Source organism: Metamycoplasma alkalescens, assembly GCF_900476125.1.
GTDB classification, from domain to species: domain Bacteria; phylum Bacillota_I; class Bacilli_A; order Mycoplasmatales; family Metamycoplasmataceae; genus Metamycoplasma; species Metamycoplasma alkalescens.
On record NZ_LS991949.1, the window covers coordinates 112,920 to 136,393 of the forward strand.

A 23,474-nucleotide genomic window follows, 5' to 3' on the forward strand; every position below is an offset into this window, starting at 1 on the left:
AAAAATTATTAAATATAATTAATAAACATGAAAAAAAGTGGGATTTTTAAAAACAATTTAGGATATGGCAATGATCTTTTTGTATACCAGGATAAAGAGATGTTTAATTATTCAGTCGATACAATTTTATTAGGAAATTTTGTTTCAATTAATCGCAATGTTTCAAACATTCTTGAAATTGGTACAAATAATGGTGCTTTAGCAATTTTTATTGCCGCACGATCAAAAAAAATCAAAATTGATGCCATTGAAATTCAAAAAAAAGCAGTTAATTTAGCTAAGAAAAATGTTGAATTAAATCACTTAGAAAATCAAATCGATGTAATTGAAGCAGATTTTAAAAAGTATGCAAAAGATTATGCTTTTTTATGTGGTAACAAACAAGCAAAAAAATATTCTTTAATTGTTGCAAATCCTCCTTATTACAATGAAAATTTTAATAAGCCAAGAAACACTGGCACTTATGAACAAAAATTAGCAACACATGAAATTAATCTTGACTTAGAAACACTGATTTCATTATCAGCAAAAATAATTGAACAAAAAGGTTATTTAAGTCTTGTTTTACCAATTGCAAGATATGTTGATTTAATTTCATTATTAAGAAAATATAATTTTGAACCCAAGCGAATTCAATTAGTTTATACAAGAATTAATTCCCAACCAAAATTTTGTTTAGTCGAAGCGCGATTCAATTCAGGTTGAGGAACATTTTTTGAAAAAAATATTTATTTGCATAATGAAAATAAAAATGATCATTCATACTCTGAAGAGACAAAAAAACTTTATATTCCCATCAAAGAAGGAGAAAAAAATGTCAAAAAATAAAAAAACATTTTATATTACAACCCCAATTTATTATCCAAGTGGTGATTTACATATTGGCCATCTTTTGACAACAACATTAGCTTGAGTGTATAAAAATTTTAAGCAATCCCAAGGCTATGAAACATTTTTTTCAACTGGTATTGATGAGCATGGTCAAAAAATTCAAAAAAAAGCAATTGAAAATAATTTAGATCCGCAAAAATATGTTGATATTGAATCACAAAAATTTGTTGATCTATGAAATTTATTGGAAATTGATTATGATTTCTATAGTCGAACTACAAATGAAAATCATAAGCAGATTGTTTTAAAAGTTTTTGAAAAAATGTTTGAAAAAGGTTATTTATTTAAAAATAAATATAGTGGATTATATTCAGTAAATGATGAAGAATTTTTAACAAAAACTCAAGCAGTATATAAAAATAATCAATATTTCCACCCAATTTCTGGACATTTATTGCAAGAGATTGAAGAAGAAAGTTATTTTTTTAATATGCAAAAATTTGAGCCTTGAATTAAAAAGTTTTTTTTAGAAAAAAATGATTTTTTAACAAACAAAAGTATTGAAAAAGAACTAAATAATAATTTCTTATCAAAAGGTTTAGAAAACTTATCAGTTACAAGAGTGTCATTTGATTGAGGAATTAAGATTCCAATTAATCAATATCAAGATAAAAAACAACATGTGATTTATGTTTGATTAGATGCTTTGTTTAGTTATGTAAGTGCTCTTGGTTTTGAACAAGAAAATAATCAGAATTATTTAAAATTTTGACAAAATGGTAATGAAAGAGTTCATGTTTTAGCAAAAGAGATTTCAAGATTTCATGCAATTTATTGACCAATTTTTTTAAAATCAATTAATATTAATTTACCAACTAAAGAAGTAATACATTCTTGAATTATTACACCTGAGGGTAAAATGTCAAAATCAAAGGGAAATATTATTGAACCAATTCCATTAATAAAAAAATATGGTGCTGAAGAAATTAAATATTTTTTTACATCACAAATTAATATTGATCATGATTTTTCATTTAGTGAAGAATTATTGGTTAATGTTCTAAATGCAGATTTAGCAAATAATTTTGGAAATTTAGTCAATCGGACAATCAAAATGATTAATCAAAACTTTTCAAATGGAACAAAATTTATTGAAAATGATTTGCAAGACATTGATAAGAATATTTTAGATTCACTAAATTCATTTTATGAAAAATATCTTTTTGAATTTAACAATTTTCATGCTGATAAAGCTTTAAAAAATGCAATTTTATTATCTTCGAAATTGAATGAATATATTGATTTAACAAAACCATGATTGTTAAAAAATGATTTAAAGCGATTGAATGTTGTTTTAAATACTTTGTTAAATGGAATTTATGTTATTAATCTAATGCTTTCAGTTGTAATGCCAAAAAAAACAAAAAAAATTTTGAATTTTTTGAAATTAAATTCACATGACCAAACTTTAATTTTAGACTTTAAAAAGTTTGATAATTTAAATCCTAATGCTTCAGAAATATTATTTGCTAGAATTGCAAAATAATAAATATTTTTTTGATAATTCAAAATTTTAAATTAAAAGATATTAATAAAACAATTGAGGATTTATGAAGAAAAAAATATTAAATAAGTTATTAGTTATTACATCTTTAGTAATTCCATCATCATTTTTAGTTGGATGTCAAACAAAAATGAATAATATTATTGATGATAAGTCAATAAATGATGACAAACCAATAAATGATAATAAAGAAAAAAATGATCCTGATATTAATAACCAAATAAACAATAATGAAAAAAATGATATTGATAATGAAAAAAAAGATAATTTAGTATCCAATTCATTGTCATTAGCTGATCTTAGAAGCATTAGCAATAAAAATGAATACCCTTCATATGTGAATAAATTTAAAAAAATTGATCAAGAAGTTCTTTATAGTGAAATTTATGATCGTAGTTTTTCAATTAAATTTGGAACAAAAACTAAAAATGGTGAATTTCTTTCAAATGGCAGTGGCACAGGATGGCTTTTAGATTATCATCAATATACAAATAATCCTAATAAATATAAATTATTTTTTGCAACTAATTTGCATGTGCTAGGTCATTTTAGTAATTCATTGGATGACAAATTAAATGAAGATTTAAATTATAATGATCCAAGTGAAGATAAGGTTGTTGGTGTTGCAATTGGAAAATCTAAACTAAAACCACAATCATTCCAACCAATTAGGAATTCTGAAACAAATGCTATTTCGCAAAAAAATGATTGAAAAATTGCTAATTATTATACTAACTCAGATGAGTTAGAAAAATATGATAAATCTAATTCATCTTTAATTAGCACAATTAAATCTGAGGCAATCTCAAGACCAAAAATAGTTTTTGCAGCTTTTGATTTTATGAAAGAAGAAGTTTTTGGAAAATATCAAGAAGAGCTAAAAGAATCAGCATTAAGTTATTTAAAAACTAAAGATTTAAATGATGAATACTATAAAACAACATATGAATATTATTTAAAAAATGATAAATATATTCCAATGATGGTGGACTTTGGGGTATTTGAATTTGATATTGATCTTAATAAGGCAAATGATGAATTAAAAAATTGAATCAATAAAGCAATTTTAGGACTTGATTCTTATTTAAAAAGAATAAATGAAACTAGTATTCTTCCAAATCAGGATAAAAATATTTCAAAGTATATGCTAACAAGAGACTACGTATCAGCATTAGCTAAAAATGATGAAGAAAATAATTTATACAACTTAGAAAATATTTATATTGGAGGTTATCCTGCAGATAACAATCAAGTATTATTTGTAAAAAATAATCCAACTGATCGGTATGAAGATGCAAATAAGAAAAAATTCGCATTTCCACAAGGTAGCTATGAAAATAAAATTGAATTTGTAAATAATCTTGGGATTTTTTTAGGCACATGAAAAAGAGTAATGGCTCAATGGTATGGTTATCATTATAATGTTAATTTTTCATCATTATATTATGGAGCTTCTGGATCATTAGTTTATAATGAATTTGGACAAATGATTGGAATTTATGATGCAGTTCGCTCATCAGTTAGTTCAGGTGATTTATTATCATATGCTGGAATTGCTCCACTTATGCAATCCCATGATATATTTGATGGAAATAAAAATACTACATATGCATATAATTTAATTGATGGAAGTGACAAAAAAAGATATAGAAAACAAAAAAATTCTTATCGTGAAAATTTGAGCAAACTATATCCAAATGGTTTTGAAGATAATAATAAAAAAACAAAGTTATTTGACAAAGGGTATTAATAATAAATCTTGATTAGATTCTATTTTATTTATAATTCATATAAATTATTAGTGATAAGCCTTTATAAAAATTAAAACTAAAAAACCTAAGTTATTGAATCTTAGGTTTTTTAAAATTTGAAATTAGTCAATAATTTGGGTTTATTTATTGTTGAATGAACACATAATAAGTAAATAATAATTATATTCATAAGTAATAAGTTTAGAATTTGTATAATCTATCTTAATTAAAAAAGAAAAAATAAAAAATTAGGGTTCTTTATTTATAGAGATTTAGAAATTAAAAAAAATTACTAAGAAATTTTGGAAATCATTTAAATTAAAGGATTTTGTTGATAATGATACTAAATAGCAATCATTTGATCTAAGGCATTTGATATAAAAAAAGTATATTTAATTAAATGATTTAATAATAAACTTCATTGTAATTAAAAAAAATTCTAATTTAATTTTATTTTTTTATTTTCAAAAAATAAATCTTTATTTTTAGTAATCAATATTTAATATTATGATATACTTATTTTGTATAGTTAAAATATCAAAATATTATATTTTTATATGTAACAATTTACTTTTTTCTTACTAATTTAATGATAAAAAATAGATAAAATAAAAAACAAATCAATGAATAATTAAAAAAAGCAAGTATTTTTTAATTTTAAGATTTGTTTTCAATCATTTTTCCTTAGGGTATATTTTATCTAAAAATATGATAAATTATCAAACTCATTAAAATAATTTTAAATTTAAATAAAAAGTGGATTTTATTTCAATATTAATGTTTTGAAAATTAATTAAGTATATATAGTATTAATAATAATATGTTTCTGATTATAAAAAATAAATCATTTGATTTAGCAAATTTAAAATAATACAAAATAAAATACACTCAATTAAAATAAAAAAAGCTACTAATTAAATAAAAAAACTAAAAATGAATTCAATTTTTTCATAATTTACTTCGTTTGAAATTTTGTCCTATTGCATGTATCTTATATATTAGGTCATAACATAACATATAAGTTAAATAATTTAAACCCTTTACTATACTATAATTGTCTTAATTAAGAATACAACTATACAAAATATAGAGCATATTTATGAATAAAAATAAGTAATACATTCAAAAATATGGTTGGATTAGATTTAAGATTTTATTTTTTTGCTGAAGTAATTTCAATTTAGATTGCAACCAAAAATAAAAAATAAACTTAAATTTAATGCAAATCTAAGCCCTTCAACCAACGTAAAAAACCTTCTTAAATTTCTTTATTTTGACATAAGAAAGTTTAATTTTGAAGGTACTAAAAATTTCAATTAATTTTAGATAAAAATAAAAGTAACAAATCAATAATAATTAAAAAAATATTCAATAAAAAATTAAACTAGATTTTGAAATATGAAATTTGATAAAAAATCATCTAAAATTTTAAACAAATCGCACTCCTAAACAAAGATTTATAATTAAAAATGATTCTCTTTATTTTATATATATACGTGTATAAAATATTTCAAAACTCAAGAAAAAAATTAATTCTTAAATTCAATAAATTTATTTAATGAATTTTTCAATTAAAATTGCATTCAATCTAGTTAATTTCAAAAAATTTTATTCACTTAAAAAATTAAATATAGTACTTTAGAATATTTTAAGATTTGTACAAGATGGGAAGAAGATTTATCTAAAATTGTTGCTGATGCAAATTAAATTAGCATAATTAAAAATTCACAATTACAATAATTTAATTCAGATCAAAAAAAGTTAAAAAATACTAAAAAAATTCCCAAAAAATTAGTTTTAGTTATCTTAAGTCTTTTATGATATTGAAAAATTATTCTTATTTTGCTAATGATGTGATTTTAGTTTTTTGAAAAATAAATTTTTATTTGGATAAGAATTATTTGGAAACATCATTAAAATAATTTAAATTAGAATTATTTATTTAATAATAATAAACAGTCTAAAACAAACATTTTTAAAAAAGATTTAAATAAAAAAAATGAAGTTTTTTTGAAATTGATCTTAGTTATTTTAAAAAATATAGGTATTTTTACAATTCTTAATATTTTGTTTAAATTCCAAGACTTGCTTTGGTACTGAATAAACAAAAAACTGAAATAAATAATAAACAAGAGTGGTATGTTTAAAAAAAATCAGATTTTTAATTAAGAATTATTTAATTGCGAAAGAAAAAAAATTAATTTAGGCATCATCTTTAAAAAGTGTAGATGCATTTTATAAAGAATTTTAATTTAGGCGTTGTGAGAATGTAAATAATATGGTGACTTTTTGTTTGAGGGGTCAAAAAAGCTTTGATAAAAAATCTTGTAAAATAAAGAATTAAAAATTAAAAACTTTTTTATTCTTATTTAAAAAAATGCAAATAAATTTGCATGAAAAATTCAAGTGAATATTTAGCTACTATATACAGTTTTGCTGAATTAATTTTGTTTGACTTTCTTAGTTTAAAATGAAATACTTGAAGTTACAAGATTAAATAAATTTAAATAAATAAAGCTTAATATTTCTTTTATATCTAAATAAATTAAATTAAAAACTCTCTTAAAGGCCCACAATGGTTTCATTGTGGGTTTTATTTATTTTTAAATAATAATCAAGGGTTTGAGTTTTTATTTTCTTAGTGTTTTTTTGATAAAATAATCACATGAAATTTATTGATGAAGTAGATATTTTTGTATCGGCTGGAAAAGGTGGTGATGGAATAATTAGTTTTCGCCGCGAAGCAAATGTTGACAAAGGTGGTCCGGATGGCGGCGATGGTGGCGATGGCGGATCAGTTTATTTTCAAGGTGATTCTGGTCAAAATACATTATTATCTTTTTATTACCAAAATAAAATTGTTGCGGAAGCGGGCGAAAATGGTAAACCTAAAAATGCTTATGGTCGCGGCGGTGCAGATTTAGTTGTAAAAGTACCACTTGGCACAATGGTTTATGATAATGAAAAATTGATTGCTGATATTGTTTCCGAAGAAAAATATTTAATTGCTAAGGGCGGTAAAGGCGGTAAGGGGAATTTAAGATTTAAATCTTCAAGAAACACAGCACCCCGGATTTGTGAAAATGGTTTACCTGGACAAAAATTTAATTTGCATCTAACACTAAAAGTTTTAGCTGATGTTGGTTTGATTGGGAAACCAAGTGCTGGCAAAAGTACAATTTTGTCACAAATTTCAAATGCAAAACCAAAAATTGCTGATTATGATTTTACTACTTTAGTACCGCAACTTGGTTTAGTAAAATATTTTGAAAATAATTTTGTAATTGCAGACTTACCTGGCTTGATTGAAAAAGCATCGGAAGGAAAAGGATTAGGAATTCAATTTTTAAAACATATTGAACGTTGCAAAGTAATTTGTCATGTCATTGATTTTGGTGATGAAAATAAAAACCCAATTGAGGATTTTGAAATTATTAATAATGAAATAAAAAGTTATAATCTGAGATTAGAAAAATTGCCACAAGTTGTTGTTGCAAACAAATCTGATTTAGATGCTTTTCAAAAAAATCTTTTAGTTTTTCAAAAAAAATATCCAAATATTAAATTAATTACCAATTCAGCATTTGTTGATTCAAATATTGATGAAATAAAAAAAGAATTATGAAATGCACTTTTAAATGCAAAACAAATTTCAATTGCAAATTTTTCTCAAGAGGATGATGATGTTTTTCTTATTAAATTAGAAAAAAAACCAATTGAAATCAAAAGATTGACAAATGACACATATGAAATCATTGGTGACGATGTTTATGCTATTTATGATAAAATTCCAGTAATTTCTTTAGATAATTTATGAAGATTTAATGCAAAATTAAAAAATTTAGGAGTTTTTGAATTAATCAAAAATTCCAAAATTAAAGATGGTGACACAATCAAAATAAAAGATTACGAATTCATTTGAAATGCCGAGGATTTTTAAATACAATTTTTATATATTTTTTTATAAAAAGAATATAAAAACATATATAATAATTTAGTGCTTAAAATCTTAAGCAAAATCATTATTCATAAATTAAGAGTGGAGAAGTAGCTCAGCTTGGTAGAGCACTTGACTTGGGCTCAAGCGGTCGCAGGTTCGAATCCTGTCTTCTTCACCAGTTTTTTTGGGGGGGTAGCTCACCTGGCCAGAGCGCCTGCCTTGCACGCAGGAGGTAGAGGGTTCGAGTCCCTTCCTCTCCACCATTATGGCACTGTAGCTCAGTTGGTTAGAGCATCCGGTTCATACCCGGAAGGTCAAGAGTTCGACTCTCTTCGGTGCTACCATATGTGTAACCCATCGGGAATATTTTGGACCCATAGCTCAATGGTTAGAGCAACCGGCTCATAACCGGTCGGTTACAGGTTCGAGTCCTGTTGGGTCCACCATTGGGGCAATTACCCAAGAGGCTGAAGGGAGCAGTCTTGAAAACTGCCAGGGGCTTCACGGCCCGCGGGGGTTCAAATCCCTCATTGCCCGCCATTATATCGCGGAGTAGAGCAGAGGCAGCTCGTTGGGCTCATAACCCAAAGGACATTGGTTCGATTCCAATCTCCGCAACCACGGTCCAGTGGTAAAGTGGTTTAATACGCTTCCCTGTCACGGAAGAGATCGCGGGTTCAATTCCCGTCTGGACCGCCATTATTGGCTCTGTAGCTCAGTTGGTAGAGCAACGGACTGAAGCTCCGTGTGTCGCTGGTTCGATTCCTGCCGGAGCCACCATTTCAGAAATGACTAAAACACCTTGTGTGTTTTTTTCTTTATTTTTAGGATAGAAAAAGTATAATTATTACTTATGACTGTATTACAAATTTTTATCCAAATATTTGGAGCTTTGGGTGCACTCACAACAATTTTATTAGGTGTACCTCAATTAATAAGATTAATGAAAACAAAAAAATCTGAAGATCCAAGTTATGTTTCTTTTTGAATATTTTATGTTGGGATTTTAATTTGAATTGTTTATGGTGTATTTACACCAAATGAAAATGGATGATATATCTTTTTAGCAAATTTAGTTTGTTCATTTATTTTTGCCTTAACAATTTTTTATTCATATCATTACAATTTAAAAACAACAAACAAACAAAGAAATATTGTTATTGCAGTAATTTCAATGATGCAGATCTTAGTAATTGCTTTTTTAGTTGTTTTTATTATTTTATTAGTTCAAAAAATTCAAACAGGATTCTTTTACCCAGTTGATGCAAATGGAAAAAACATTGGTAAAATTGCCTTTTTTAATCAAACAACGTCGCTATTAATTGGGTTAATTACACCTTCATTTACAACTTTAGCATTTATGCCACAGTTAATTAAAGGTTTGATTCATAAAAAATTCCAAGGAATATCACCTTGAATGCTTTTAATCTTTTTATTAAATAATGTTTGATGAATTACATTTTTCATTTTAAGCATTATTAAAGCTAAAAAAATTAATACTGAAGCTGAATTATCAACCATGAATGCCTTAATTGGTGCCCTTGTTTGACAATTGCTTTCATTAACAATTTATTCAGTTCAGTTTGGTTTTGTGCTTGCTTATGAAATCAAAACAACAAAAAAACAACAATTAATAACAAAAAGTGTCTAAGCTAAATTTGACACTTTTTTATTTAATGATTAATTTTGCAGCTTGTAAATAAGCACGCAATAAATTGCTTTTTCCTAATTCAATTCCACCATAATAACGAATTACAACAAGTAATTTATTATAAATTTCCTTATTGACTAAAAGAGTATATAGGGGAATTCCGGCTACTCCCTTAGGTTCTTTATCATCACTAAAACCATGCATAAAATTATTATTATCTTTGATAATATAGGCATAAACAATATGTCTTGCTTTTTTATGCTTTTGGCGTAGTTGCACCAAAATATTTTTTAATTCATCCTTTTTTTTGATATCAATTAAAAGTGGAATAAATTTTGATTTTTTAATTTCTAAGAAATCCATTTCTGCTATTTATTATATATAACAAATGCTATAATATTTAACATTATGTTGAAATTAATTGTTAATTATGCGGAGCGAATTGATAAATATATTGCCAATAATTCATCAATCACAAGAAATGACATTCAGCAACTAATTCAAGAGGGTGCTGTATTTGTTAATCAAACCAAAATTAATAAAAATAAATACATTGTCAAAGAAAATGATGAAATTGAAATTATTCGTGTAATTGATAAACAAATTAATGTTGAAGAACAAAAAATACCGCTTGAAATTATTTATGAAAATGATGATTATTTAGTTCTTAATAAACCAAGCGGTTTAGTTGTTCACCCTGCTCCAGGTCATAAAAGCAATACACTTGTAAACGGATTGATGTATCATTTTAAAAACAATTTAAGCAATGTCAACGGCCTTTTAAGAATGGGAGTTGTTCATCGAATTGATAAAGATACAAGCGGGTTATTAATCATTGCAAAAAACAATCAAACACATAATTATTTTGCTTCATTATTAAAAAATCATCAAATTAATCGAACTTATTTAGCGATTGTAGATAAAAAAATTAATAATAAAAAACTTCATATTGATCTTCCAATTGGTCGTGATGCTAAAAACCGCCAAAAATATGCTGTGACTGAACAAAATTCAAAACATGCTTTTACAATCATTGAAGTTTTAGATTATTTAAATATCAATAATCAAGAAAAAACCTTAGTCAAATGTAATTTAAAAACAGGACGAACACATCAAATAAGAGTGCATTTAAATTACATTGGTCATCCTGTTTATGGTGATCCAATTTATAATAAAAAAGTTGATGAATTTAATCAAAGATTACACGCAGTTTCGCTAGATTTTATTGATAATAAAGGAAATAAAATGCATTTTGAAGCACCGATTCCAAAAATTATGCTTGATGAAATGCGCAATAAATAAAAAAAGATAATTGCCTTATATTGATATATAATTATGAATACGAAATATGATGTAATTTTTACTATATTTAAGTTATAATTATCAATTAAATTTTAAAAGAAAACGGAGTTTTATGAGATCAATCGACATAGCCCAATATAATACAACTGAAGAGTTGTACAATGAACATCAAAAGAAATTCAATATTAGGTGAATTTTATTTTCGACATTCTTAGCAATATTTTGTGTTTTATTGATGATCGCTTTTATTGAATATGCCGTTAGACGTCAAGATTACATTCTTAATTATATCAATGTATTTTCATCAGTAAGAACGGATGCACAACCATCTGATGCCCAAGCAGCTGCAAATCAGTTGTATACAAGAAAATTTACACTTTCAATTATTGGTGTATTAGGTTCATTAGCGATGTTTATATGACACATGGTTTCATATTTACTTTCAATGAAAAAGAAAGACTTTAGTAGATATTCGCCTTGATTATCAAGTTTATATAGTTTAGTAATTGTTTTTACAATTATCAATTTATTTTTTTCAATGGGAAGTTTTTTTAGAATTGAAAGTTGAAATGTTAACCAAATTTTGAATGTTAGTTACACATTTGTTTTACCAATTGGATATTTTGGATTTTATTTTCCATGTTCGACAATTATTAAAATGTTTAGATATGTCAAAACAAAAGAGCAATTAAAAAAACTTGGTGCCAATGGTGATCCTTTAAATATGTTAAACCAAATGTTTGCAAACAATGCCAGTCAAAATGAATTAGAAACTGAAAAAAAACTTTCTGAAAAAAACACTTTACCTTTTGTTATTAATGATTTAGACGAAAATAAAGCAAATAATCAAAAAGCAATTGATTTTCGGGCACAATTAGAAACTTTAGATGATAAAAAAATTATTTTAATGGCACAAAAATTAAATATTTTTGGTGCCGCTGAATTAAGTCGTGAACAATTAATTGATAAAATTATCATGATTTTTGAAAATATTAAAAAAGATCAAGATCAAAATAATAATGAAAATGATCTTGCAAAAAAAGATAATAAAACAAACGAAGATGAAACTAAGTTTGAAAATGATAAAAAAGAAGAAAAAGATTCAGATGAAATTCAATAAAATTAATTTTTAAAAAAAGTAATTTTATTGATATTCTCTAATGAGTCAAGGAGATTTTTTGATTATGGAAAATATTTTATTCGCAGAATCAACAACCCCAGCACAAACTGAACCAAAACCAGCAGGATCGTTTTTAATTTTTACTTTAGTCATTACAATTTTGCTAATTATTAATCTTTATTTTTTAATCAAATTCTTTTTTTATTACAAAAAAAGCATTGATAAAACAAAAAGCATTTTAGGTGAATATTTAGTTAAAAAATATATTCAAGGAATTAATCTAAGAAGCAATGGTTTTTTTAATATCTTTTTTATTGGATGTTTAATCTTAGCGCAAATTATTTTATCATCAGTTTCGCTTTCAAGAGTATATGCTAATTTTGAATTAAATAAATCATATATTCCAATTTTTAGTGCCGGAATTGCAACAGGAGTAATTTTATTATTAAGTCTAATTTTTGGTCAAGTAGCAATTTATTTCATCAAATTTAATTATCCGCAATATAAATTAAAAAAAGATAGCATTCATTCTGAATTACTTTCATTAAAAGAATTTAAACGCAATGAATTAAATGCTAATTATCCAGAAAAAATTCAAATTGATTTTGATAAATTACGCCAAGAAAATGTTTTATTGTTCAATTTATTTCAACGCTGAATGAATTTTTATAACAACATGAATGCCGAAGTTTTAGTCACAAAAAAGCATCAAAAAATCTCAGAAGATGCAAAGAAGCAAGTTCAAAAAAGCCAAGATTCTCAATTAAAAACAAAAAAACAATTTAGTTTTCAAAAACAATACAACTTATTTTTAAATCAGTTGTTTAAAATCATTTTTTTTGGTGAAGCAATTGAAGAAATTAATAAAAAAGAAGCATTAAAACAAGAATTTTATCAAGATAAATTAATCTCTTCGAAACCAAAAAACCTGCAAGCAAATAATGCTGACAAGCAAAATGATCTAGAAAAAGAAATTGCTTGAATGTCACAAATGGATGATAAAGCAAAAATAATCCAAGAAAATAAAAAAATTACAACTCTTTCAAAAGAAGAATTTAAAAAGAAATATGAAGAGTATGTTTATGTAACTCGTTCAATGGATCCTTTATATCAAGGATTGCAAAAAAATTCATGACTATTTTATCGTGATTCAGAAATTGAGGATTTATTTTTCAATGTCAATACATCAATTTCTTACCATTTGAATGAGGAAGAATTTGTTTATGAAAAAGAATTATCAGAATTTTTAAAAGAATATAAAGACTATTTAATTTCAAAATTTTTATTAACAAGATAATTAATAAGGTAACAACTAAAAAATCATGAAGAAAGCAATTAAATGAATGTTTGTTTCGAGTCCAATTTTAATTGCGGCGCCAGCAATTGTTTCATGTGCACCAATTAATAAGGCAGTTACAACATTAAAAAACAAAGCAATTTGGCAAGTTGAACAAGAAATTGATGATTTTTTTAAAGATAAAACTGAAGACAAAGATACAGAAAAACTTAAAGAAGATGTTAAAAAATTATTAAAAGATCTTAAAAGCAAAGAGATTTCAAAAAATTATTCAATTGCAAATTTTTTAGCAGATTCAAAAAATGAATTTATTTCTTTAGTTAATAGTTTTTGACAACTTAAAATTGGCAAAGCAAAAAAAGCTTTTGAATATTTTGCGATATATGATGATTTCCGAAACTGATTATTAAAAAATAATATTGATGCCCCAGCCAATAAGAAAGTTAAAGAAAAAGTAGATAATTTTGTGAAAACTAATTTTGATAATGGCAAGATTGACTTTAATAATTTTTCATTAGAAGATATTGACAAACATAAAGACAAGCTAAATAAATTTGTTGAAGAAATTAAAGATGAGATTAAAGATCCTGAATTAAAAAAAATAGTTGAAAATGCTTCTTCTAACCTAAATGGAATAAAAGAATTTTTATAATAAATTTTAAAATGACTATTTAATGGTCATTTTTTTATTTAAAAATAAAAGACAACGCATAGATTGTTGTCTTCTTATTGTTTTTTAATTAGATAATTTATACTATAGCATGATCTTTTTCTTTGTCTTGAATAAGTAGTTTTTTTAGAAGCTTAATTAAATAGTATGATGAAAAAATTATCACTACTAAATTAATCAATGACAACACTAAAACAGCATAATCATAAGCTAAAAATTTATTTAAATCAACTAAGGTAATAAATAGCACAAGACGGAAAGTAAAAATTAGCAATAAAGCAACTATTAAACCAATAGTAATATATTTTTCTTTTTTGAGATATGGACAAATTACTAATTCTAGTGCTAAATAAAAACAAAAGACAACACTCATTGCAACGAAAATAAAATAAATTATTGCTGAGAGAGTTGGTAAATATACGGCCATAAAATTAGCTTGAGTTAATGAACCAATATTAAAAACAATATCTAATAAATTTATAATTGCCACGCCAACAATAAAAACTAATAAAACACTAACAAAAGCAACAATAAAAGTGGTATTTTTATTTTTCATTTGTAACTCCTAGTTGTTTATTTAATTCTAAAAGTAAAATTGCGCGCATATCAATTGTATTTTGTTGCTCATTATTAAAGTTAGCATAATAGTTAGCAATTAATTGTGATTTAAATTGATTTGGAAACTGTGCTAAATAAGTTTGTTTTTCTTGCAGATTAGTAAATTGAAGTTTAAACCCATTTCGTTTTTTATTTTTTGAGCTTAAGTTTTTTAAATATTTGTTATCAATTTCAACTTTATTAGCAATGATTTTATTCATTAAATGATGCAATTGACTTAATTCTTTATCATTTTTGATTGTTAAGAAAAATTGTTCAAAGAATCATTTTAGTTCATTAAAGTTTTTGCTTTTATCAATAAATTTATTAAGCATTGTTTGGAAATCATTTAGTTTCTCAAAGTCTTCAAAAATAAAAGTTTTTAAAAAGTAGTTAACAAAATAATGATCAATTGAAGCATTTTTAAAATCTTTAATTATTGTTTTAAAACAAAGATTTTTTTCTTTTGCAAGAATAAAAGCTATATTACTTAAATTAGTTTCAATGTTTGCTTCAGCAACTTTTTTTCCTGCTTGTTTGCTTTGATAAATTTGCAATAATTGTTGTAGTTTCAGTGCTAATAAATAATTTTTATTTGGCAAAATCATTTTTGATTTATTTTTTTGATAAGCTAATGGAATAAATCTAGGTCTTGATATTTCAATATCAATGTCTTGATATTTAGCTTTAATAAATACTTCATTCATAGAAGAAATTTCTAGATTATTCGAATTTGCAATTGCTTTTGGATTGAAATTCTCATTTATGGCAATAAATTCAATCTTATTAGGTTTGTAATAATAATCTTTATAAGCTAATGCTAATGCATAATCTCCTTGGGGAATTAATTCAGCTTCTTGCATTTCAAATAAAAATTTTTTATCTTTATTAGAAAGCATATTTAAGTTTTTATTTAATGTCTTGTATGCAGCAATATTTAAAGTAGTAAATAATTTGACTTTAAGTCATTTTTCTGCTTTAAAAATATTATGATGATAATATCTCACAAATAAAATATGTGCTAGTGAGTTAACTCATCAAAATGTGGATAATGTTAGTAAAGTAAGTAGAATTGCTAACATAATAGGAAAATATGGAAATAGTTTTTTATATTTATCTAAATCACTTTGACTTTGAGATGGTACTAGTGTTAGGCCATAAATAATAGCAATATTTAAAGCCAATAAACCCAAAACAAGAAAAAATGAAAAGAATAATCATAAATGTTTAAGACCTACTTTATTTGTATAATATTTTTCTAAAAGATCTTTTTTAGATTGTGATATCATATACCTCCCTTAATTTATAATTAGATCAATAATAAACACCAAACTTTCTTTGTTTGGATGCCATATCAAAGATAAAATTTTTAATTTAATTTTTTAACTTTATTATTTTTTATTAATGATTTTTAAATGAATGTTAATTTCATAAAATTATATTAATTACATATATTATATAACTAATTTCAATCAAATATAATTAGGAATATAAAAAATAGCATTTATTGCTTATTGCAAAGGTTAAAAAAATTTATTTATATTATGATTTAATTTATCTTAATTATTTTTGATAATCTGATTATATTTTTCTAAAAAAATTTGTTTAAAATAAAATTTAAAAAAATGTAAAACACCGGTTTAGTTGTTGTATAATTTATGAGTATTTTATATTCAAGCTAAAAAATACCAAAGATAATTTTCAAAATTATTTAATAACATTTTAAAAAATTAAGGAGAATAAAACTATGCCTACAGTTGCTCAACTAGTTAAGCAAGGTCGTAAGGATAAAACATCAAAATCAAAAGCTCCTGCTTTATTAAAGATGTATAACTCTTTACAAAAAAAAGAAAAAATAATTCCTGCACCATTTAAACGTGGTGTATGTACCAGGGTTGCAACAATGACACCTAAAAAACCTAACTCAGCAATTCGTAAATATGCCCGTGTTAGATTATCAAATGGACAGGAAGTAACAGCTTACATTCCAGGTGAAGGTCACAATTTACAAGAACACTCAGTTGTTTTAATTCGTGGGGGGAAAGTTAAGGATTTACCAGGGATTAGATACACAATCGTGCGTGGAACACAAGATGCAGCAGGTGTTAATAACAGAAAACAAGCTCGTTCACTATATGGAACAAAAAGACCAAAAAGTAACTAATTCTTAAAAAAGTTAAAAAGAAAGGAAAAAATATTATGTCAAGAAAACATAAAGCACCAGTGAGAGATGTTTTAGCAGATCCAGTTTTTAACTCAAAAATTATTACCAAATTAATTAACACAATCATGTTAGATGGTAAAAAATCTGTTGCTGAAAGCATTTTGTATAACGCATTTGATATTGTGAAAGAAAAAACTAATAAAGACCCAATGGAAGTGTTTAATGCTGCGCTTGAAAATGTAAGTCCACAACTTGAAGTTCGTTCAAGAAGAGTTGGAGGTTCAAACTACCAAGTACCATGTGAAGTTAGTCCAAAAAGAAAACAAACACTAGCTTTAAGATGAATTATTCAATATGCAAGATTAAGAAATGATAAGACCATGGAAGAAAAATTAGCACACGAAATTATTGATGCTTCAAACAAAATGGGTGGAGCAATCAAAAAGCGTGAAGATACTCATAAAATGGCCGAATCAAATAAAGCTTTTGCTCATTTCAGATGATAAATTGTATAAACATTTTAAATTTAAAAATAGGAAAAAATAAACTATATGGCAAGAGAATATAAATTAGATGATTATCGAAACATCGGAATCATGGCGCATATTGATGCTGGCAAAACAACAACAACTGAAAGAGTTTTGTACCACACAGGTAAAATTCATAAAATTGGTGAAACACATGAAGGTGCTTCACAAATGGATTGAATGGTGCAAGAACAAGAACGTGGAATTACAATTACTTCAGCTGCAACAACAACATATTGAAAAAATAAAAGATTAAACATCATTGATACCCCAGGACACGTTGACTTTACAATTGAGGTTGAACGTTCATTGCGGGTATTAGATGGTGCTGTTGCTGTTCTTGATGCGCAATCAGGAGTTGAACCTCAAACTGAAACTGTTTGAAGACAAGCAACAAATTACAGTGTTCCAAGAATTGTTTATGTTAACAAAATGGACAAAATGGGTGCTAATTTCAAAGCATCTGTTGAATCACTAAAAAAATTATTAGGTGCAAATGCACATGCAATTCAACTAAATATTGGTGAAGAAGCACAATTCAATGGAATCATTGATTTAGTAACAATGAAAGCATATGAATTTGATGGCAACATCGAAGAAAATATGAAAGAAATTGAAATTCCATCATATTTAAAAGACGAAGCAACCTTAATGCGTGCTTCATTAGCAGAATCATTAGCTGATTTTGATGAAGAAATTATGGAGTTATTATTAACTGAACAAGAAATTTCAGTTGAGTTAATGAAAAAAGCAATCCGGAAAGCAACTTTAACAGCAACTTATTTCCCAGTTGTTTGTGGAACATCATTTAAAAATAAAGGTGTTAAATTAATGCTTGATGCCGTTGTGGATTATTTACCAAGTCCGCTTGATATTCCACCAATGAAAGCATACAAAAATGGGGAAGAAATCGCAATCCCTGCTTCTGATGATGAATTTTTCTCGGCTTTAGCATTTAAAGTTATGAATGACCCATTTGTTGGAAATCTAACATTCTTTAGAGTTTATAGTGGTGTGATTGGCAAAGGTTCATATGTTGCTAACTCAACAAAAGGCGAAAAAGAAAGACTAAGCCGGATCTTATTAATGCATGCGAATTCAAGAATTGATATTGAAGAAGTTAGAGCCGGTGATATTGGGGCTGCTGTTGGATTAAAATACACAACAACAGGGGATACTTTAATTGATGAAAAACATAAAGATATTGTTTTAGAAAACATGAATTTCCCTGAACCTGTTATTTCGCAAGCAATTGAACCAAAAACAAAAGATGCTTCTGAAAAACTTTCATTAGCATTGCAACGTTTAGGTGCTGAAGACCCAACATTTAAATACTACACTGATGAAGAAACGGGTCAAACAATTATTGCAGGGATGGGTGAGTTACATCTAGATATTATTATTGATCGTTTGAAACGTGAATTCAAAGTTGAAGTAAGTGTTGGTGCTCCTCAAGTTTCATACCGTGAAACCATTACAAAATCAGCTGAAGTTGAAGGAATTCATAAAAAACAATCTGGTGGTAAAGGTCAATATGGTCATGTTTGAATTAAATATGAACCAAACCCAGATGGCGGCTTTGAATTTGTCGATAAAATTGTTGGTGGTAAAATTCCAAAAGAATACATCAAATCAATTGAAAAAGGTTTGAGAGAAAAAATGGCAATTGGTATTTTAGCTGGATATCAAATGATTGATTTAAAAGCAACTTTGTTTGATGGATCATACCATGATGTCGATTCTTCAGAATTAGCTTACAAAATTGCTGCTTCAAAATCATTAACTAAAGGACGTGAACAATTGGGTACTGTTTTATTAGAACCAATTATGGATGTTGCCGTTGTTGTTCCTGAAGATTTCTTTGGGGATGTCATGGGGGATATCTCACGTCGTAGAGGTCAAGTGCGTGATAATGAAACAAGAAATGATGGTGCCCATGTGATTAAGGCATATGTTCCATTAAGTGAAATGTTTGGTTACGCAACACAACTAAGATCAATGACAACTGGTCGGGGAACTTACCAAATGTGATTTGATCACTATGAAAAATTACCACGTAATTTAGCGGATGAAATCATTAAAAAACGTGGTGGAAGAGTTTCTGTAGACGAAGATTAAAAAATTTTCTTATATTAATTTTTTAATCTTTATTTATTAAAATATCAATCTAGTTTAAGCCTTTTATATAATTAAGGCTTAACCTAAATGAAAAGTTCAAGTGCAACACTGTTGCATTTGCTTTTTTTATTATAAATTAAATGTTTCTATAACTTATTTTTTTGTTTAAAGTGAAAAAATATTTATTATTTTTTTGAATCTAAATTCAATTTAAAGAGTTTTATTATTAAAACTAAAATTTGGAATACTCAAAAAACTGACATTAGTCAGTTATTATTTTTTTTAGTTTGATTTTATCAATTTTAAATAAGTAAATTTTTATAATATAAAGTCATTACTATTTTCTTTTTTAAACAACTCCAAAGGTGTTAATCAGTTTAATATTTCTCTTGGCATATTGTTGATTTTGAAAACTATTTTTTCTAATTCTTCTTGGGTTATTTCATTAAAATCAAACCCCTTTTTAAATTCTCTTCTTAAAATCCCATTTCAATGTTCATTACTACCTCGTTGGAATGATGCATATGGTTCTGCACGATATATTTTTATGTCTAACCACTTAGCTAATAAACCAATTTTTTCAAATTCAATACCATTATCTATGGTTATGCTTTTGACAAATAAATTGTTATCTTGAATTAGATTTTTAAGACTTGAATTTATTACAAATCCAGATTTTGAACGAACTTTTATTGCGAATCCGATTCTTGTTTTTCTTTCTGTAAGTGTTAAAACATTGTAATATCCATTTGATTTTTTACCCAATACAAGATCAGCTTCTCAGTGTCCAAATTCTTTTCTTAAATCAATTTTTTTTGGTCTTGTTCATATTGGAAAAACGTAATCTGCTGAATTAACCAATCTTTTTATAACTGATGTAGTTCTTTTTCCGCCCTTTTTATATCATTTTCTTAATCTATCTTTTCTTTTGATAACTCAAAGATTTTTATTTATTCAGTTGTATATCGTTCTTAATGAAGGACAATTTATATTTGGATCCTTTTTTATCTCATGTAATGTAGCTTTCACACCATAGTATTTTTTGTCATATTTATTTTTGAATAATTCTGTAAATTTATCAAATTTATTCGGCAACAAAAATCTAAAATAATATTTATGTCTATGACGTTTTTTAGCCTTAATGTTTGCTACAATGGGGTCATAAGTTCCTAAGCTTGTGTTTCTTTTTATTTCTCGCATAATTGTTGAAGGACTTCTATCTAATTTTTTTGCAATTGAACGTATTGATTTATTACGATTAAGCTCAAATTTTATATAAGATCTTTCAACTTCATTTATATGTTTATATTTATTATTTTTGTTATAATTCATATTGAAAGTTCCTTTATCTCAGGCGGGACTTTTTTTCTTATTTTTAAAAATAAAAATTCAAGTGTCCACAACTATATTTTATATCTTTATTGTGTTGCACTTGAATTTATAATTAAGCTTAAGCCTTTTATATAATTAAGGCTTAAACTTTTTTATTCAAGTTTACAAATAAATAAAATTCTTTTTAAATTAAGAATGAAAAAAGCTGAAATTTATTTTTTTTAAAAAACAAAAAATTAAATTTTGCTAAAATTTTTTTATTTCAATTTTCTATTTATAAGTAAATAAGACATATTATTTCTTAGTGATTTGGGGTGAAAATATGAAAATTTTTAAAAATAAAAAAACTAAAATATTAACTTTGTCATTAGGTCTGAGTTTAATCTCTGCAGGAGCAATTGCAGGATTTTTATTTTCTTTTAATCATAAAAATAATTTAGGAATTAATTATCAAAATTTTGGTTCAAATACACCAGAAATTTTTAGTAATGGTGTAGCGGACATTAAAAATGCAACAATTTCACATACTGATCGAAATTTAGTTGAAGCAAAAGCTCCGGTTGTTATTGAAAAAGAAGAACCAAAAATTGTACCAACTGAAGTAGCTGAACCTGAGTCAGTTCCAGTCCCAAAACCTTCACAACCAATTATTAAACCCGACCCAATTCCAACACCTACATTACCAACACCTAAGCCAACACCCCAAAGAGATGATTCCAAAAAAATTAGCAAAAAAACTGTAACTATCCATGGGGTTACTGTTGAAGTTTATGCCGAAGAACCTAAAGCAAGAATTTTAGATCAACGTGATATTGATGCAGGAATTACAAATAAAAATCCATTCGTTAGTGATCTTGTAGGTCGAATTGTAAGTATTGAAGTAACTGACGAATTAAAAAGCGCTGTTGCTAAAAATTTAGTTAAGAATGAGCATCCAGGTTTAGAAAAATTTCAAGGTATGTTTTTAACTGACGATATTCCTCTTGAAATAGCTGATATTGAAAAAACAAATGGAGCTTTTAATCCAGACGATTATTTTAAACAAAATCTTCATTATTGACAGCGACTTATGGATAAATTCATTCATTTGTTAAAAAGTCCAAGAGTTAAAGAATTTCTTTTACCAAAAGCAGTTGCTGAATTAGAAAATGGTAAAAAATTTTTTAGTGAAAATACAAAATATGCTTGAATGATAAAAAATCTTGATTATTCAAAATTTACAACATTATCTTCAAATGCACAAAAATATTTAAAAGAAGGTTATACAGCAACAGCTGAGAATGCTTATATTAATGAAAATGGTGAACTTGATTCATATTCATATGAACCAGCTCCAGGTTATAATAAGGTAACAACCTTAAATGAAAAACTTAATCGTGAACGGAGAGTTTTTCATATGGAAGGGTATTTTGGAAGAAACCCTGGGCAAATTGCTGATGGCGAATATCCTGGATGAAGCAAAAGTGATATAACAACTAAATATGAAAATGATTATGACATTAATAAAAATGATGATATTAAAGTATTTGAATTAAGCAAAAAATCTAAAGATGGTAAAGAAGAAAAGGCAATTGCAATCGAAATTGATGCATCTAATGAATCAGGATATAAAAAAACACTAGATTTTATTAACAAATTGAAGGCTAATAACATTGAAATTACTTCATATCGAATTAAGAATATGGGTAAAAAAGATCCAAATCAAGCGTTTAAAGAAATTATGAAGGCACTTCCAAATAAACTACCACATCTTGAATTATTTTTTGATCAAAATGCAACAAATACAGCATCTTTAATTGAACTGGAAAATAAGGAAATTAAGGAGTTATCATTATTTACTTTGGGTAATATCCATTTACCACAATGATCAATTAATCCACTAGCATTAAAAGGTGTTAAATGAATAAATACACTTGATTATGCAAACAATTATGGGATGCATAATGCAGCTTCAAGAATTGTTTTTGACACAATTGCTTTTGAAGAAACAGATATTGATAAGGATAAAAATGATCTTGAAGGCAAATATAAACGAATTAATGATGGGCTAAGAATGGCCTATTATGTAAGAAATAATGAAAAAATCTTTCAGGGAAGTTTTGGTTCTGGAACAGATCCAGATCATGATGAGGGGGGGAATAGTTATCCAACAAGACTTGATTTTTCAAGAGCACCTTCAATCAAGAGTTTAAAAGGATTAGTTTTTAAGGATGTCATTAAAACATCAAACAAACCAAGAAAACTTAAAAATCTTAAACTATATAATAATAAAAGTTTCTTTGAAATTAGTGGAGATGACTTAGACAACGCACAATTTGATTCTGTCATGGCAGTTGGTGAACAAGGACCTCCACCAACAATAATAGAGTTTAGTAATGGTCAACAAACAAATTCAATTAGAATTAAAGGTAAAAATCAATTAAGTTCTTCAGCAATTGACAATCTTAGTGTATTATTTCAGTTATCAAGAATTCCAAAAAATATTCAAGTTGAAGAAGGTACTTATGATCTCAAAAAACAACTTGAGGGTCAAGGTTATACTGTAACTTTTTCTTCAGTTGATTCTGATGATTCATTTAACTAGAAAGTTATTTTGATTTAAGGGAATTT

At 25.9% G+C, this 23,474-nt stretch carries 17 protein-coding genes and 8 tRNA genes; 21 read left to right on the forward strand and 4 right to left on the reverse strand.

The features are described 5' to 3' along the window. Positions 1-27: 27 nt before the first annotated feature. The 13 genes from D2845_RS00455 (at position 28) to D2845_RS05975 (ending at position 9,737) form a co-directional block, all read left to right on the forward strand. Positions 28-828: a tRNA1(Val) (adenine(37)-N6)-methyltransferase gene (locus tag D2845_RS00455; protein ID WP_110858456.1), complete on the forward strand. Its 801-nt coding sequence runs from the start codon at positions 28-30 to the stop codon at positions 826-828. Beyond that, a complete protein-coding gene (gene metG, locus D2845_RS00460) occupies positions 815-2,377 on the forward strand; it encodes a methionine--tRNA ligase (protein WP_110858455.1) in 1,563 nt (520 codons plus the stop codon). The genes D2845_RS00455 and metG overlap by 14 nt, the downstream gene beginning before the upstream one ends. A 64-nt stretch (positions 2,378-2,441) precedes the next feature. Next, positions 2,442-4,145, forward strand: a complete 1,704-nt coding sequence (locus D2845_RS05970; RefSeq protein ID WP_110858454.1) for an MIP family Ig-specific serine endopeptidase — start codon at positions 2,442-2,444, stop codon at positions 4,143-4,145. Between the two features lie 2,666 nt (positions 4,146-6,811). Beyond that, positions 6,812-8,086 (forward strand): GTPase ObgE, encoded by a 1,275-nt coding sequence (gene obgE, locus D2845_RS00470; protein ID WP_110858453.1) that lies wholly within the window; start codon positions 6,812-6,814, stop codon positions 8,084-8,086. 101 nt (positions 8,087-8,187) lie between these two features. Next, positions 8,188-8,264, forward strand: a tRNA-Pro gene (locus tag D2845_RS00475). An 8-nt stretch (positions 8,265-8,272) separates the two neighbouring features. Then, positions 8,273-8,349 (forward strand) — tRNA-Ala (locus D2845_RS00480). A gap of 4 nt (positions 8,350-8,353) precedes the next feature. Continuing rightward, positions 8,354-8,430 (forward strand) — tRNA-Met (locus D2845_RS00485). A 26-nt stretch (positions 8,431-8,456) separates the two neighbouring features. Beyond that, positions 8,457-8,532, forward strand: a tRNA-Ile gene (locus D2845_RS00490). Between the two features lie 3 nt (positions 8,533-8,535). Then, positions 8,536-8,626: transfer RNA gene (locus tag D2845_RS00495), tRNA-Ser, on the forward strand. Between the two features lie 6 nt (positions 8,627-8,632). Beyond that, a tRNA-Met gene (locus tag D2845_RS00500) sits at positions 8,633-8,707 on the forward strand. Position 8,708: 1 nt separating this feature from the next. Next, a tRNA-Asp gene (locus tag D2845_RS00505) sits at positions 8,709-8,785 on the forward strand. Positions 8,786-8,790: 5 nt separating this feature from the next. Further along, positions 8,791-8,866: transfer RNA gene (locus D2845_RS00510), tRNA-Phe, on the forward strand. 73 nt (positions 8,867-8,939) lie between these two features. Next, the gene (locus D2845_RS05975) at positions 8,940-9,737 is read left to right on the forward strand and encodes a PQ-loop domain-containing transporter (protein WP_110858452.1); all 798 of its coding nucleotides are present in this window, start codon (positions 8,940-8,942) and stop codon (positions 9,735-9,737) included. 18 nt (positions 9,738-9,755) lie between these two features. Here D2845_RS05975 and D2845_RS00520 read toward each other — a convergent pair whose 3' ends face one another. Then, entirely contained in the window at positions 9,756-10,100 is a 345-nt protein-coding gene (locus tag D2845_RS00520; RefSeq protein ID WP_002881241.1) for a YigZ family protein, read from the reverse strand. A 45-nt stretch (positions 10,101-10,145) separates the two neighbouring features. On the opposite strand from D2845_RS00520, the gene D2845_RS00525 reads away from it, so the two are divergent. The 4 genes from D2845_RS00525 to D2845_RS05990 all read left to right on the forward strand — a co-directional run bounded on the left by D2845_RS00525 (position 10,146) and on the right by D2845_RS05990 (position 14,108). Next, a complete protein-coding gene (locus D2845_RS00525) occupies positions 10,146-11,039 on the forward strand; it encodes an RluA family pseudouridine synthase (RefSeq protein ID WP_110858451.1) in 894 nt (297 codons plus the stop codon). 112 nt (positions 11,040-11,151) lie between these two features. Further along, positions 11,152-12,159, forward strand: a complete 1,008-nt coding sequence (locus tag D2845_RS05980) for a hypothetical protein (RefSeq protein ID WP_002881234.1) — start codon at positions 11,152-11,154, stop codon at positions 12,157-12,159. A 64-nt stretch (positions 12,160-12,223) separates the two neighbouring features. Continuing rightward, positions 12,224-13,456 (forward strand): ABC transporter permease, encoded by a 1,233-nt coding sequence (locus tag D2845_RS05985; RefSeq protein WP_110858450.1) that lies wholly within the window; start codon positions 12,224-12,226, stop codon positions 13,454-13,456. Between the two features lie 25 nt (positions 13,457-13,481). Further along, positions 13,482-14,108 carry a hypothetical protein gene (locus D2845_RS05990; protein ID WP_110858449.1) on the forward strand — a complete coding sequence of 209 codons (627 nt, stop codon included), beginning with the start codon at positions 13,482-13,484 and terminating at the stop codon, positions 14,106-14,108. A 97-nt stretch (positions 14,109-14,205) separates the two neighbouring features. Here D2845_RS05990 and D2845_RS00545 read toward each other — a convergent pair whose 3' ends face one another. Together D2845_RS00545 and D2845_RS05995 are read right to left on the reverse strand one after the other, a co-directional pair. Beyond that, positions 14,206-14,682: a hypothetical protein gene (locus D2845_RS00545; protein WP_110858448.1), complete on the reverse strand. Its 477-nt coding sequence runs from the start codon at positions 14,680-14,682 to the stop codon at positions 14,206-14,208. Next, on the reverse strand, positions 14,672-16,012 hold the full coding sequence (locus tag D2845_RS05995) for an MAG4530 family protein (RefSeq protein ID WP_110858447.1): 1,341 nt from the start codon (positions 16,010-16,012) through the stop codon (positions 14,672-14,674). The genes D2845_RS00545 and D2845_RS05995 overlap by 11 nt, the downstream gene beginning before the upstream one ends. A gap of 458 nt (positions 16,013-16,470) precedes the next feature. On the opposite strand from D2845_RS05995, the gene rpsL reads away from it, so the two are divergent. From rpsL to fusA, 3 genes are read left to right on the forward strand one after another with little or no spacing between them, the layout of a single operon-like run. Continuing rightward, positions 16,471-16,887 (forward strand): 30S ribosomal protein S12, encoded by a 417-nt coding sequence (gene rpsL, locus D2845_RS00555; RefSeq protein ID WP_002881225.1) that lies wholly within the window; start codon positions 16,471-16,473, stop codon positions 16,885-16,887. A gap of 35 nt (positions 16,888-16,922) precedes the next feature. Further along, entirely contained in the window at positions 16,923-17,393 is a 471-nt protein-coding gene (gene rpsG / locus D2845_RS00560; RefSeq protein WP_002881224.1) for a 30S ribosomal protein S7, read from the forward strand. 45 nt (positions 17,394-17,438) lie between these two features. Continuing rightward, the gene (gene fusA / locus D2845_RS00565; protein WP_110858446.1) at positions 17,439-19,532 is read left to right on the forward strand and encodes an elongation factor G; all 2,094 of its coding nucleotides are present in this window, start codon (positions 17,439-17,441) and stop codon (positions 19,530-19,532) included. 318 nt (positions 19,533-19,850) lie between these two features. Here the strand turns inward: fusA and D2845_RS00570 are convergent, their stop codons facing one another. Then, a complete protein-coding gene (locus D2845_RS00570) occupies positions 19,851-20,864 on the reverse strand; it encodes an IS30 family transposase (protein ID WP_117275960.1) in 1,014 nt (337 codons plus the stop codon). A gap of 322 nt (positions 20,865-21,186) precedes the next feature. Between D2845_RS00570 and D2845_RS06000 the strand changes: the two genes are divergently transcribed. Further along, the gene (locus D2845_RS06000) at positions 21,187-23,448 is read left to right on the forward strand and encodes a putative immunoglobulin-blocking virulence protein (protein WP_110858323.1); all 2,262 of its coding nucleotides are present in this window, start codon (positions 21,187-21,189) and stop codon (positions 23,446-23,448) included. The last annotated feature ends 26 nt before the right edge of the window (positions 23,449-23,474 follow it).